The sequence below is a fragment of the Limnohabitans sp. genome, assembly GCF_044361645.1.
In the GTDB taxonomy this organism is placed as follows: Bacteria; Pseudomonadota; Gammaproteobacteria; order Burkholderiales; family Burkholderiaceae_C; genus Limnohabitans_A.
Genome location: NZ_JBIKIL010000036.1, coordinates 1 through 13,246, shown reverse-complemented (window position 1 = coordinate 13,246; position 13,246 = coordinate 1). Strand labels below are relative to the sequence as shown.

The window sequence follows — 13,246 nt, the reverse complement described above, 5'->3', positions numbered from 1 at the left end:
CATCTCTGTTGGAAAAGTTTTGTAACATGATTCAAGGCTTCGAACAAGACATTTTGAACACCAAGGTATGAAATTTAAACTTCACCAAGACACTGCCGCGGGCTTAAGATTTTTATAATGCGTAGCGTTCGGTCAACCCTTGGTCGCGCCCTCACACTGCCTTATGCCCACCCAAGACAACGCCTCGAACACCCTGCAACGCAACGCGCTGACCGACTCCGCCAAACGCATTGGTGCCTTAGTGCTCAAAATCGGGCTAGGGTTGCTGGGATTGGCTGCAGCGGGTTTGTTGGCCTTGTTGATGTTGGTGGCCATGGCCATGGTGGTGGCTTACCCCAACTTGCCCGATGTCTCGGATTTGGTGGACTACAAACCCAAACTGCCTTTGCGGGTCTACACCGCCGATGGACAATTGATCGGCGAGTTTGGCGAAGAGCGTCGCAACCTGACCCCCATCAAAGACATTCCGCAAATTCTCAAAGACGCTGTTTTGGCGGTCGAAGACCACCGTTTTTACCAGCACGGCGGGGTGGACTACGTGGGCATCTTGCGCGCGGGCATGGCCAACTTGAGTCGACTCAAAAGCCAAGGGGCCTCCACCATCACCATGCAAGTGGCACGCAATGTTTACTTGACGTCTGAGAAAACCTACACACGCAAAATTTACGAAATTTTGCTGACCTACAAATTGGAATTTTTACTCAGCAAAGACGAAATTCTGGAAATCTACATGAACCAGATTTTTCTGGGCAATCGGTCTTACGGTTTTGCTTCTGCCGCAGAGGCTTACTTTGACAAGCCGCTGAAAAACATCACCATCGCTGAGGCTGCCATGTTGGCGGGTTTGCCCAAAGCGCCATCGGCCTTCAACCCCATCAACAACCCCAACCGAGCGCGTTCACGCCAACTGCACATCATCGACCGAATGGTGCTGGTTGGCTACATCACCCCCGAGCAAGCCCAACAAGCCAAAGTCGAAAAATTGGTACTCAAATCAAACAACGGCAAAAAAACCCTGAACGCAGAGTTTGCAGCCGAGACCGTGCGCCAAATGGTCTTTGCCCAATACGGTGCTGACACTTACACGCGCGGGTTAAACGTGTACACCACCATCGAATCGGTCGACCAAATGGCCGCCTACAGCGCCTTGCGCCAAGGTTTGATGAATTTTGAGCGCCGGCAAGTCTACCGAGGGCCCGAAAAATTCATCAACTTGCCCTCTGACCCCAAACAAACCGAAGAAGCCATTGACGATGCGCTGGAGGACCACCCTGACAATGGCGACGTGATGTCTGCGGTGGTGCTGCAAGCCCTGCCCAACAAAGTGGTGGCGGTCCGGCAAAACAACGAAGAAATCACCATCACGGGCGCTGGACTGGTGCCTGCCCAATCGGGACTCGCTGCCACTGCGCCTGCGGCAAAAAAAATCCGCAAAGGGGCGGTGATCAGGGTCATGCGGCTGCCCAGCGGAGCTTGGCAGATCACCCAACTGCCCGAGGTTGAAGGTGGCCTTGTCTCGATGACACCGCAAACCGGTGCCATACGGGCGCTGGTGGGGGGCTTTGATTTCACCAAAAACCAATTCAACCACGTCACGCAAGCTTGGCGGCAACCGGGCTCGAGCTTCAAGCCCTTCATTTATTCGGCCGGACTCGAACACGGGCTTTCTGCCAACACACTGATCAACGACTCGCCCTTGTTTTTTGCTGGTGGCGTGACCGGTGGGCAACCTTGGGAGCCCAAAAACTACGACGGCAAATTTGACGGCCCCATGAGCTTGAGCACCGGCTTGGCAAGGTCAAAAAACATGGTCTCGATCCGGGTTTTGGAATCCGTCGGTGCACGCAACGCCCAGCAATGGACGGGCTTGTTCGGCTTTGACATGGACAAACACCCCCCCTACCTGACCATGGCCTTGGGTGCTGGCTCGGTCACCGTGATGCAAATGGCCACCGCCTATTCGGTGTTTGCCAACGGTGGCCTGTTGGTGCCGCCTCAACTCATCACCCGCATCAGCGATCACAAGGGCCGCATCTTGGTCGATGCGCCCGTCCAATTTGACAAACCCAACGCACGCCGGGTCATTCCCGAGCGCAACGCCTTTGTCATGTCCCAGTTGCTGCAAGAAGTGACGCGATCGGGCACAGCGGCACGGGCCCAATCCACTTTAAAACGCCCAGACCTGTACGGCAAAACAGGCACCACCAACGATGCGATCGACGCTTGGTTTGCCGGCTATCACCCACAGCTGACGGCTGTGGTTTGGATTGGTTATGACACCCCCCGCAACCTGGGTGCCCGAGAAACAGGTGGAGGTCTTAGCTTGCCCGTTTGGATCGACTACATGAAAACGGCTCTGCGCAATACCCCGGTGACAGAACTCTCAGTGCCTGAAGGCTTGATCCAAGTCGACGGTCAATGGCTTTACCCGGAAAACGCCAACGGCAACGGCATCAGCTCACTCGGCATGGACGGCGACGGCGACGGCAACGGCGACACCCCAGTCACACCGCTGCCACCGAACGAAGAGCGCAGCCGCATTCTTGACCTTTTCAGAAACTGAGCGCATTTTCTTTGCGCTGCATGCGCCGTGCGCAGGCAAGCTGCCCCAAGACCGGCAAACCACGAAAGTGCCTCGGGCGATGACAAACCCTCAGGCTTGGAACACCAGTGGCTGACCAGACTGCTCTGAGGCGAAACGCGACAAACTCTGCCAGAACTCGCCCTGCCCCTTGGTGTCTTGCCAATGCTTACCGTCAAACTTGTAGTGAAAGCCACCGCAGCGGGCAGCCAACCACACCTCGTGCAAGGGCTTTTGCAGGTTGACCACGATTTGACTGCGGTTGGGAAAAGTCAGCGTGACCATGCCCCCCACGCGCTGGTTGTCGATGTCGGCATCGGTGTGGTCGTTCAAGCGGTCGCTGCAGTTTTCGATGCCCGACAACAGGCGCTCAGCTTGGTCAAGAAATTCAAGGTCAGTCATTACAATCGCAGCATGTTGAAGTTAACCCGGATTCTAGTCACGGCCCATGCCCTTGTTGGGGGTGCGGCGATGTTGACGGCGTGTGGCCAAACAGGTCCGTTGGTTTTGCCCGACTCGCCCGCATCGGCCAAGCGCGCCACACTGCCCCAAAGCCTCAACCCTTGGCACACTGCACCCGCTGCCCGCCCGGCTACGGCCCCGCTGACCCAGACCGAGCCCCCCTCACCGACCGCTCCCTCGGCACCTGCTGCCACACCGCCATGAACACCCTCACCGCCCACGACCTGCCAGGCCAGCCCCACATCGCTTATGCCGACCAGCAACTCATGGTCGAAGGCCAGCGGCTGTCCGATTTGGCGCGCGCGCACGGCACGCCTTTGTTTGTGTATTCCAAGGCCGCGATGTTGTCAGCCTTGGCCGCCTACCAGCGCGGCTTTGCCGGACGCCAAGTGCAAATTTGCTACGCCATGAAGGCCAATTCGAACTTGGCTATTTTGCAAATTTTTGCCCATGCAGGCTGCGGCTTTGACATCGTCTCCGGTGGCGAACTGACCCGCGTACTGGCCGCTGGCGGCGACCCTGCAAAAATTATTTTTTCGGGGGTTGGTAAAAGCCGATTGGAGATGCAGCAAGCCCTGCGTGCGGGCATTGGCTGCTTCAACGTCGAAAGCCTGGCCGAACTGGACGTGCTCCATCAAGTGGCGCTCAGCATGGGCCAACAGGCGGCTGTCAGCCTGCGCGTCAACCCCAATGTGGACCCGAAAACACACCCCTATATTTCCACCGGCCTCAAAGGCAACAAATTTGGCATCGCCCATGAAGAAACGCTGCACGCCTACCGCCACGCGGCCAGCCTGTCAGGGCTGAAGGTGGTGGGCATTGACTGCCACATCGGCTCACAAATCACCGAAACCACACCGTTTTTGGACACCATGGACCGCATGCTCGACTTGGTCGGCGAGATCGAGGCGGCAGGCATTGCCCTGCAGCACATCGACTTTGGCGGCGGCTTGGGCATCAATTACAACGGCGACACGCCGCCACAAGCCGACGCGCTGTGGGCGAAGTTGCTGGCCAAACTGGATGCCCGCGGCTATGGTCAACGCCAGCTCATGATCGAGCCGGGCCGATCCTTGGTGGGCAATGCAGGCGTGTGCCTGACCGAGGTCATGTACCTCAAACCCAGCGAGCAAAAGAATTTTTGCATTGTGGACGCGGCCATGAACGACCTGCCCCGCCCCGCCATGTACCAAGCCTTTCACCAGATTGTGCCGGTAAGCCCCCGATCTGCCGTTGGCACAGACAAAGGAGATGGCGTTGGCCTTGGCGCGGTCTACGACGTGGTGGGACCGGTCTGCGAAAGTGGTGACTGGATCGGCCGCGACCGAGCATTGCAGGTCCAAGCCGGTGACGTGCTGGCTGTGCTGTCGGCCGGAGCCTACTGCATGAGCATGGCCAGCAACTACAACAGCCGTGGCCGCGCCGCCGAAATTTTGGTGGACGGTACGCAGGCCCACTTGATCCGCCAGCGTGAATCGTCGTTTGACACCTTTGCACTGGAGCAACTGGTCTGAGTCCAGTGCTGCGTCTGGTTCTGAGCTCAAGCTCAAGCTCAGCCCCAAGCGAGCGGCCGAAACTGACCCTCCATTTCAGCGCCCAGAGCGCCCTGCACCGGCCAGTGCCTGGCCAGCTTGCCTTGCCAGCCAACGCCTCCTGACACGCCAGCCCAACAAAATCAACACAATGCCCGCATAAACCGACACCTCGGCAAAGTCTTGCTTGCCCGCACGCATCCACCAAAAATGCAAAATGGCCAGCACCGCCACTGCGTAAACACCTCGGTGCAGCATTTGCCAGCGCTGGCCGCCCAGCCAGCGCACGGCGCGGTTAAAGGACGTTGCTGCCAGCGCCAGCAAAACCACAAAGGCACTGAAGCCCAACCAGATGAAGGGGCGTTTGGCGATGTCTTGCAGCGTGTCGGCCAAGTCAAAACCCATGTCGAACCAGGCGTAACACAGCAAGTGCACGCTGGCATAGCCAAAAACCAGCAAACCCAGCATGCGCCGAAAACGCAGCAATTCCGGCCAAGCCAAGAGCTGGCGCAGGGGCGACACGGCCAACACCAGGCACAGGCTGCGCAAGGTCCAGTCGCCAGTGGCACGGATCAGCGCCTCGGCGGGGTTGGCACCCAACTGGTCTTGCAGGGCTTGCAGCACCAGCCAAGTCAGTGGAGACAGGCCCAGGCCCAGCAACAGCCACCAAGCGGCCGGGTGGCGCAAAGCGGCCCTCATGCGCGATGCCCTTTGCAGCCGCAGATCAGAAGAATTTCTTCAGGTCCATGCCCGCGTAGAGCTGGCCCACTTGGGCTTCGTAGCCGTTGAACATCAGGGTTTTGCGCTTCTTGGCCAGCAGGCCGTCCTCGCCAATGCGCCGCTCAGTGGCCTGGCTCCAGCGCGGGTGGTCCACCAGCGGGTTGACGTTGGAGTAAAAACCATACTCTTGCGGCGCGGCTTTTTCCCAAGAGGACACGGGTTGCTTGTCGGTGAAGCGGATTTTGACCAAACTTTTGCCGCTCTTGAAACCGTATTTCCACGGCACCACCAGGCGCAGGGGTGCGCCGTTTTGCTTGGGCATGACCTCGCCGTACATGCCAAAGGCCAACAGCGTCAGCGGGTGCATGGCCTCGTCCATGCGCAGGGCCTCGACATACGGCCAGTCCAAGGCCCCGCCGCGCAAGCCGGGCATGGTCTTGGGATCGGCTTGGGTGATGAACTCCACAAACTTGGCCCCCGGTTGGGGCTCCACCCGTTGAATGAGCTGGGCCATCGAGTAACCCACCCAAGGAATCACCATGGACCAGCCTTCCACGCAGCGCAGGCGATAGATACGCTCCTCCATAGCCCCCCATTTCATCAGGTCTTCCAGATTCACGCGCCCCGGTTTTTTCACCAAGCCCTCAATGTCCACCGTCCAAGGCTGGGTGACCAAGGCGTGGGCCCGCTTGGCAGGGTCGGACTTATCGGTGCCGAACTCGTAAAAGTTGTTGTAAGTGGTGGCGTCTTTGTAGGCGGTGAGCTTGTCCATGGTCATGGCACCGGGCACGCTGGAGGGCAGCGATGCCAGTGCGGCCAACTGGCCAGCACGAGGGGTTTGCGCCTGGGCCTGGCGCAAGCCCCAAGCGGTCAAAGCCAAGCCAGCAGAGCCTGAGGCGAGCTGCCGAATCAAGTCCCTGCGTGAGCGGTACACCTGTGCCGGGGTGATGTCGCTGGGCACCGGATGGACAAATCCCGAATCTGTGGATGAGAAGCGCATAAAAGTGACCTCTTGATAAACAACTGCACTGCATTGTGATGCTTGCCAACCACTTTTGCAGCGCAAGGCGATAGGCTTGCCAAACACCGCCTCAGTTTCATGCACCAACCCAGCTCAGCCCAAGCCAACGCCAAGCCCGCTTGAACCTCAATCGGGCAGTTGGGCGCGGCCGAGGGGCTGACGAAGCTGCTTGCTGGCGTGTTGGATGCGGACGCATGCGGCCAACTGCCCGATTCAGCTTGAATCCACGCCTGCGCTCAAAAGCGTGATCGCTCACCCCACGGTGCGGGTACGTGGGCGACAAATGAAACGCCGCAACGGTGTTGGTTTCCAATAAAATTGTCAGATTTGTCAAAAATCATATGAACCTCAGCTGCCTTGTGGAAGTGGTGGACGACGACCCCGATCTCCGTCAAACACTGGCCATGGTTCTTCGGTCACAGGGTTATGCTGTGCGCGAGCACCTGAGCGCACAGACATTTTTGAGTTCATCGCCCACCCAAGCCCCGCGGGTTTTGTTGTTGGATGTCCAAATGCCCCAAATGACAGGCTTTGAGCTGCAGGCCCGTTTGGCTCAAGCGGGCCTGTGCATGCCCCTGATTTTCATGAGCGGCCTCTCAACGCCTCTGGAAAAGATGCCCATTGGCGTGACACATGCTGTGGCCTTTTTGCGCAAACCCTTCACAGCTGAAGCTTTGCTCAAAGCCATTGAAGAGGGTTTCAAGCGTTGCGAAACCGCACAGCCCCCAAGCACCAGCGTGTTCCATCGGGACGAGATCGCTGGCTGCTTGGCGTGCACCACCGTGACACCCCTCGCCGAGGCGATGCAAATCATCGCCAACAGCGACAGCGCCCTGCGCACGGGCGACTGCAGCTCCAGCACGGCTTGACGGCGGCACAAACCTGGCTCGGCAGCAGGGCTGAGTGCAGCAAGCACCGTGTGGTTGTGAAAAAACACCCGACAAGAAAAAGGCGGGGCACCGCCCGCCAAAAACGCGCAAGGCTGGAAAACCAGCCTTGGGAAAATTCACGTCAGTTGAAACTTGCGCATTGACTCAGTTTCTTCGGATACCTGGGCCCTGGGCCTCAAAACCCCCACTGCCAGCTCTGGCCCCAAAGAGGCAGCCAAGGAGTCGCCAAGCAGCAGGTCACCCCTTGCTCAGCGCAGGCCGGCGATGTAGTCGGATACCGCCTTGATCTCACGGTCGTTCATTTTGGCCGCCACCTGGGTCATCTGCAGATTGTTTTTGCGCACACCCTCGCGAAAATGAACCAGTTGCAAAGCGGTGTACTCAGCATGCTGACCGGCCAGCCTCGGGTATTGCGAGGGCATGCCCGCGCCGTTGGGGGAATGGCAACCCGCACAAGCAGCAATCTGGCGGTCTGGAATGCCCCCACGGTAAATGCGCTCACCCCAAGCCACAGTTTCTTTGTTGTTGGCAAAACCTGGCTTGGCGGGCTTGGAGGCCAACCAAAAGGCAATGTTGCGCATGTCCTCATCACTCAAGGTCGAGGCCAAACCACTCATCACCGCATTGGCGCGCTTGCCCGATTTGTACTCTTGCAGTTGCTTGATCAGGTACTCGGGATGCTGCTGCGACAATTTGGGGTTGGCAGGTGTGCTGGAATTGCCATCCGCAGCATGGCAAGCCACACAGACCTGACTGAAAATGGCTTCGCCTTTGGCCAAATCCGGTTTGGCTGCTTGGGGTGCTGGGCCAGCGGCTAAAGCCGAACCAGCCAGCAAAGTGGCCGACAAGGTGGCAAACAAGAAAGAGGTGATCGACTTCATGGCGAGATCCAAGAGTTGGCGCAAAACTTAGTGATTCTACAATGCGGATTGCGTCAGGTTCCTGACGACCCAAGGTACCCCTTATTTATGAGCTCCCGACCCCACGTTCGCGCCCCCGCACCCCCTGTCGGCAGCGCCAAAGCAGCCAAACCAGCCCAAGTCAGCCCCAACCGCGATGCGCAGGTGCAGACCCCACCCGCCAGCCCCGCGCCCGTCACACCCATGGGCTGGATGCACACCGCCCGCTTTTTGACCACGGCTGCGCAACTGCACCATTTGCCCGACATGGACACGCCCGAAATCGCGTTTGTGGGCCGCTCCAACGCGGGCAAATCCACCTGCATCAACACCTTGACGCAAAAGAAACAACTGGCTTTTGCCTCTAAAAAACCCGGCCGCACCCAGCACATCAACCTGTTCGCCCTGGGCAAACAAGGCATCACCGACACCGTGCTGGCCGACTTGCCGGGCTACGGCTACGCGGCTGTGGCCAAAATGGACAAACTGCGCTGGCAACAGGTCATGGCCAACTACCTGGTGAGCCGCGACAACCTGACCGGCATCGTCATGATGTGCGACCCGCGCCACGGCCTGACCGAGTTGGACGACATCTTGCTCGAAGTGATTCGCCCGCGTGTCGAAGAAGGCCTGAAGTTTTTGATCATCCTCACCAAGGCCGACAAACTGACCCGCGCTGAGCAAGCCAAAGCCCTGTCGATTGCGCGACTGCAAGCCGGTGGCGGTGAAGTCAAGCTCTTTTCGGCACTGAAAAAGCAAGGCGTGGACGAGGTGGCCCAACTGCTCTGGGATTGGACCCACCCCACCCCCGACAGCGCCTCAGCCCCCCATTCACCCATCCCCCCCACCGCCCGCCCGGAAGAAGAACCGGCCGCCTTGGACGAGTAAAGCCCCGTGTCTGCGCCTGCCCCCGACATCCAGACTTGGCAGCAAGCCCTGCCCCACGGCATCACCTTAAGCTGCCGAGCCTGTGGCGAACCTGGTCGCCCGGTGCTGATGTTTTTGCACGGTTTTCCCGAGGGCGCTTGGGTTTGGGATGCTTTGCTGCGGCATTTCTCCCAGCCCGAAAACGGCGGCTACCGCTGCGTGGCGCCCAACCTGCGCGGCTACGAACGCTCCAGCGCGCCAGCAGACGTGAAGGCCTACCGCGCCAAACACCTGGTGCAAGACATCCTGGCCTTGATCGACGCAGAGTGCGCAGCCCTGCACGCCAAGGCAGGCGGCAATGCCCCACTGGCGGCCCTGATCGCCCACGACTGGGGCGGTGCCGTGGCCTGGAGTCTGGCCAACCAACACCCGGCTCGCCTGCGTCAACTGGTCATCATCAATTCGCCCCACCCCGGCACCTTCATCAAAGCCTTGCAAAACGACCCGGCGCAACAAGCGGCCAGCGCCTACATGAACTTTTTGGTGCAGCCCGACGCGGCTGCGCAGTTGGCGGCCCATGACTTTGAGCGCTTGTTTGGTTTTTTGACCGGACAGGACACCACTTTGCAATCGCTCGCCACGCGCAGCACCCCAGCGTCTGCCCCCCGCTGGCTGACCCCTGCTGTCAAAGCGCAATACCGAGGCGTCTGGCAACACGGGCTGCAAGGCGGCCTCAACTACTACCGCGCTTCGCCCTTGCGTCCGGCCACCGCCACCGACCCGGGTGCCCGGGCCGTTCACATACCGCCTGAGGCGCTGCGCATCGATGTGCCCACCTTGGTGCTCTGGGCTCAAGACGATGTGGCTTTGCTGCCTTGTCTGACCGACGGGCTGGACACGCACATTGGCCATTTGCGCTTGGTGCCCATCGCTCAGGCAAGCCACTGGGTGGTGCATGAACAAAGCGCACGGGTGGTGGCCGAAATCGCAGCGTTTTTGCTGCCCCTTGCTGCCGCAAAAACAGCTCAGTAAAACCCCGCCTCGCCCTCGGGACGGGTCTTCAAGCGCTTGTGCACCCAGTAATACTGCTCGGGCATGCTGCGCACCCATTCGCCCAGCAGGCGGTTCACGCGCGCCGTGTCTTGCGCCAAGTCGTGCGAGGGAAAGTTTTCCAGTGGCGCATGCGCCTCAATGGCGTAGCCCGATGGCGTCATGTGCGTGACCACCGGCACCACGCGCGCGCCCACCGCCCTGGACAAACGCGACAAGGAAGGCACCGTGGCGGCTTTTTCGACGCCCATAAAGGGCACAAAAATAGAGTCTTGACGCCCGAAATCCATGTCTGAGGACAAATGCAAAGGCTCACCCTTTTTGATGCCCGCCAAAATCTGGCGCATGCCCTGGTGCCGAAAATAAGGCCGCACATTGCCCATGCGCTCGCGGCCCTGGCGCACCCATGCGTCAACCGCCGGGCGTGACTGCGCCACAAAAATAAAAGCCACTGGCCCCGGCACTTCCAAGCAAACCGCCATGCCACCGGCATCCAAACCCACAAAATGCGGGGCAAACATCACCAGTGGCCCAGCTTGCTGCAAAGCCTGCAGATCACCCACCCAATGCAAGCGCTCTCGCACCAGCGCCTCGGGCGCATGCCACAGCCAAGAGCGGTCCAAAACCGACTGGCCAAAGACCACAAAATGCTGGTACGCCAAGTCCACGCGCTGCGCCTGGGTCAACTCGGGCAGGCATTTTTGCAAATTCACCAGCACAATGCGCCGGCGCTTGCGCGCCAAATGCCACAGCACTGCACCCAAGGCATGGCCCAGTGCCCTGACCCAAGCCAAGGGCATGTGCGCAAGCCCGCGCATCACAAAGATCATCACATTCACCATGGTGCCTTGCCGCTCAGCCCTGCCTGGGTTTTTTGTAACGGGCGTAGCCCCAAATGTATTGCGCAGGGCACTGCAAAATCAGCGCCGCCATGGCCAAGTTGATCTGCAGCACCGCCGTCTCCAAATCGGCTGACAGGTCCCGACCCAAGGTCTGCGTGTGCAAGCGGTAGCCGCGCCCCCAAGGCAAACGCTCGCCCCAGATCAGCACCACCCGTGCGCCAGTTTGCAACACCAACCTGGCCGCCAAAGTCATGGTGTAGGCCGGTTTGCCAAAGTGCGGCACCCACAGCCCCATGCCGTCGGGCGGCACCTGATCGGGCAACAAACCCACGGCCTCGCCTGCACGCAAAGACTTGATCATTTGCCGCACCCCCGCCAAGCTGGTGGGGACAGCCTGCAAGCCCGGTCGATTGCGCGCCAGCGCCATCACCTCGTTCAAGCCCGCATGACGCGAGGGACGGTACAAAACCGTCAAGCGCCCATGCTGAGCCCCAAAGCGCAAAGCCAGCGCTTGGGCGGTGATCTCAAAGCAGCCCATGTGCGGCGTCAAAAACAACACCCCCTGCCCAAGGGCATAAGCCTCGGCCGCGGCACTGTCGTCGGCCCATTCCAAATGCGGCGTGCGGCCCAACCACAAACGCGGCAATTCGGCCGACATGCGCCCGGCATGACCCACCGCGCCCAGTTGCGCGCGCCAACCCACACCCGCTTGGCGGGCGTTGCTCAAAAAACGCGCCCGGTAGCGCCCCGACAACAACCAAGCCCCCCAACCGCCAAGCCAACCCAAGACGTGAAGAGCCCACAAAGGCCATCGCGAGAAAAATCGAAACCAATTCAACATAAGTGGGCGATTTTGCACTGAACTGACCCACACCAACCGCCCTCTCGGCCCGAACCCGGCTCCACCGGCACAGCCTGACTTTGCCATGGGCACACCTCAACAGGCCTGAGAACCCGCAACGGAGCACATGACGCGGGAGGCATCCAACTGCCAGCGCTACCGGTTTGTGCCCATCGGCTTACCGATTAACCCCAAGTCTTAGATCGAGCTTGGCCCCTTAACATCCAAACAGAGCCAAGCCAACTTTCCCGCCCATTTCAGGGCCCAATCGACACAGCGCATGAAAACCGACCAAAACAAACAAACTTACATCAGCACCAGCCAAGCCGCCAAAATGCTGGGCCTTTCGATAGGCACGGTTCAGCGCATGGTGCAAAGCGGTTTGTTCACCGCTTTTTTGACCCACGGCGGTCACCGACGCATTTTGACCAGCTCGCTCAAAGCCTATTGCGCTCAACAAGGCTTCACCCCGCTCAACCCCTTGCCTGAGCTCGGACGCGCCTACCTGGGCATCCTGCACAGCAGCGAAAATATCAGCCCCGCCGTGAAGACCTTGGCTCAATGGCCGCAAATTTTGGCCATGACCCATCCGCTGGACTTGGTGGACCTGAGCACCGAGATCAATGCGATCTTCATTGACGCCCGCATCCCTTGGCTGCACACCGGCCCACTGCATTTGGACTCTGATCGCCTGCCCAACACCCATTTGGTGGTTTACAACAGCACCCACTTACCCGCTGGCAGCCCACTGAGCCCCGGTCCGCAACTCAGCCTGTTCGAGGGCGACATCAGTTGCGATCTGGTCTATGGCTATTGGCTGAGCACACGACACGCGCAGCAAGATCAAGCAGCGCACCATTGAAGTGTTTTGTCGGCCGGGTCTTGAAAAAAGCCCAAAAGCGCTTATCATCAGCACTCGATGGGGATGAGTGCTAAAAACACCCACCCCTCAGATTCGACAAGCACCCTTTTGGTGCTTTTGTTTTTCAACCCTTGTTTCAAATCCAGGAGATTCCATGAAACTGCGTCCTTTGGGCGATCGCGTGATCGTCAAACGTATCGAAAGCGAAACCAAAACAGCCTCGGGCATCGTGATCCCCGACTCGGCTGCTGAAAAGCCCGATCAAGGTGAAGTCTTGGCCGTCGGCCCTGGCAAAACCAATGACAAAGGCGACATCAAAGCCCTGAGCGTGAAAGTCGGCGACCGCGTGTTGTTCGGCAAGTACAGCGGCCAGACCGTCAAGGTCGACGGCGACGAGCTGCTGGTCATGAAAGAAGAAGACCTGTTTGCGGTCGTCGAGTGAGGTTGTGCGTTCAGCGTTGAGTGTTGAGCGCACCCAGGTTTTTCCCGTATTTACCCCTTAATCAAGTTCCCGTTGAGTTGGTCTTCTTTGTACACACAACGCTGATCGCACAACGCATAACCGGAGAATTCAAATGGCAGCAAAAGACGTAATTTTCGGCGGCGAAGCCCGCGCACGCATGGTTGAAGGCGTGAACATTTTGGCCAACGCGGTCAAAGTGACTTTGGGCCCTAAAGG

14 protein-coding genes are annotated in these 13,246 nt (G+C 59.2%); 8 read left to right on the top strand and 6 right to left on the bottom strand.

Annotated elements, in window-relative coordinates:
• Positions 1-163 precede the first annotated feature (163 nt).
• A complete protein-coding gene (locus ACIQ39_RS07565; RefSeq protein ID WP_396434001.1) occupies positions 164-2,563 on the top strand; it encodes a penicillin-binding protein 1A in 2,400 nt (799 codons plus the stop codon).
• A gap of 90 nt (positions 2,564-2,653) precedes the next feature.
• Here ACIQ39_RS07565 and cyaY read toward each other — a convergent pair whose 3' ends face one another.
• Positions 2,654-2,983: an iron donor protein CyaY gene (cyaY, locus tag ACIQ39_RS07560; protein WP_396434000.1), complete on the bottom strand. Its 330-nt coding sequence runs from the start codon at positions 2,981-2,983 to the stop codon at positions 2,654-2,656.
• Positions 2,984-2,995: 12 nt separating this feature from the next.
• On the opposite strand from cyaY, the gene ACIQ39_RS07555 reads away from it, so the two are divergent.
• Both ACIQ39_RS07555 and lysA read left to right on the top strand, forming a co-directional pair.
• Positions 2,996-3,247: a lipoprotein gene (locus ACIQ39_RS07555; protein ID WP_396433999.1), complete on the top strand. Its 252-nt coding sequence runs from the start codon at positions 2,996-2,998 to the stop codon at positions 3,245-3,247.
• Positions 3,244-4,557, top strand: a complete 1,314-nt coding sequence (gene lysA / locus ACIQ39_RS07550) for a diaminopimelate decarboxylase (RefSeq protein ID WP_396433998.1) — start codon at positions 3,244-3,246, stop codon at positions 4,555-4,557. Before ACIQ39_RS07555 ends, lysA begins: the two co-directional genes overlap by 4 nt.
• Positions 4,558-4,632: 75 nt before the next feature.
• On the opposite strand, the gene ACIQ39_RS07545 is transcribed toward lysA, so the two are convergent.
• The gene (locus tag ACIQ39_RS07545) at positions 4,633-5,274 is read right to left on the bottom strand and encodes a sulfite oxidase heme-binding subunit YedZ (RefSeq protein ID WP_396433997.1); all 642 of its coding nucleotides are present in this window, start codon (positions 5,272-5,274) and stop codon (positions 4,633-4,635) included.
• Between the two features lie 25 nt (positions 5,275-5,299).
• On the bottom strand, positions 5,300-6,295 hold the full coding sequence (gene msrP, locus ACIQ39_RS07540; RefSeq protein ID WP_396433996.1) for a protein-methionine-sulfoxide reductase catalytic subunit MsrP: 996 nt from the start codon (positions 6,293-6,295) through the stop codon (positions 5,300-5,302).
• A 362-nt stretch (positions 6,296-6,657) separates the two neighbouring features.
• Here msrP and ACIQ39_RS07535 point away from each other — a divergent pair, with 362 nt between their 5' ends.
• Complete coding sequence (locus ACIQ39_RS07535) at positions 6,658-7,185, top strand: response regulator transcription factor (protein WP_396433995.1); 528 nt, start codon at positions 6,658-6,660, stop codon at positions 7,183-7,185.
• A gap of 269 nt (positions 7,186-7,454) precedes the next feature.
• Here ACIQ39_RS07535 and ACIQ39_RS07530 read toward each other — a convergent pair whose 3' ends face one another.
• Positions 7,455-8,087 carry a c-type cytochrome gene (locus ACIQ39_RS07530; protein WP_396433994.1) on the bottom strand — a complete coding sequence of 211 codons (633 nt, stop codon included), beginning with the start codon at positions 8,085-8,087 and terminating at the stop codon, positions 7,455-7,457.
• A gap of 222 nt (positions 8,088-8,309) precedes the next feature.
• Here ACIQ39_RS07530 and yihA point away from each other — a divergent pair, with 222 nt between their 5' ends.
• Positions 8,310-8,993, top strand: a complete 684-nt coding sequence (yihA, locus tag ACIQ39_RS07525; protein ID WP_396434020.1) for a ribosome biogenesis GTP-binding protein YihA/YsxC — start codon at positions 8,310-8,312, stop codon at positions 8,991-8,993.
• 6 nt (positions 8,994-8,999) lie between these two features.
• Positions 9,000-10,004 (top strand): alpha/beta fold hydrolase, encoded by a 1,005-nt coding sequence (locus ACIQ39_RS07520; protein WP_396433993.1) that lies wholly within the window; start codon positions 9,000-9,002, stop codon positions 10,002-10,004.
• On the opposite strand, the gene ACIQ39_RS07515 is transcribed toward ACIQ39_RS07520, so the two are convergent.
• The gene (locus ACIQ39_RS07515; RefSeq protein ID WP_396433992.1) at positions 9,998-10,852 is read right to left on the bottom strand and encodes a lysophospholipid acyltransferase family protein; all 855 of its coding nucleotides are present in this window, start codon (positions 10,850-10,852) and stop codon (positions 9,998-10,000) included. The two genes, ACIQ39_RS07520 and ACIQ39_RS07515, sit on opposite strands and share 7 nt — an antisense overlap.
• A gap of 25 nt (positions 10,853-10,877) precedes the next feature.
• Positions 10,878-11,705 carry a lysophospholipid acyltransferase family protein gene (locus tag ACIQ39_RS07510; protein WP_396433991.1) on the bottom strand — a complete coding sequence of 276 codons (828 nt, stop codon included), beginning with the start codon at positions 11,703-11,705 and terminating at the stop codon, positions 10,878-10,880.
• A 202-nt stretch (positions 11,706-11,907) separates the two neighbouring features.
• On the opposite strand from ACIQ39_RS07510, the gene ACIQ39_RS07505 reads away from it, so the two are divergent.
• Positions 11,908-12,567, top strand: a complete 660-nt coding sequence (locus ACIQ39_RS07505) for a helix-turn-helix domain-containing protein (RefSeq protein ID WP_396434019.1) — start codon at positions 11,908-11,910, stop codon at positions 12,565-12,567.
• Between the two features lie 154 nt (positions 12,568-12,721).
• Complete coding sequence (gene groES, locus ACIQ39_RS07500) at positions 12,722-13,009, top strand: co-chaperone GroES (protein WP_396433990.1); 288 nt, start codon at positions 12,722-12,724, stop codon at positions 13,007-13,009.
• Positions 13,010-13,246 lie beyond the last annotated feature (237 nt).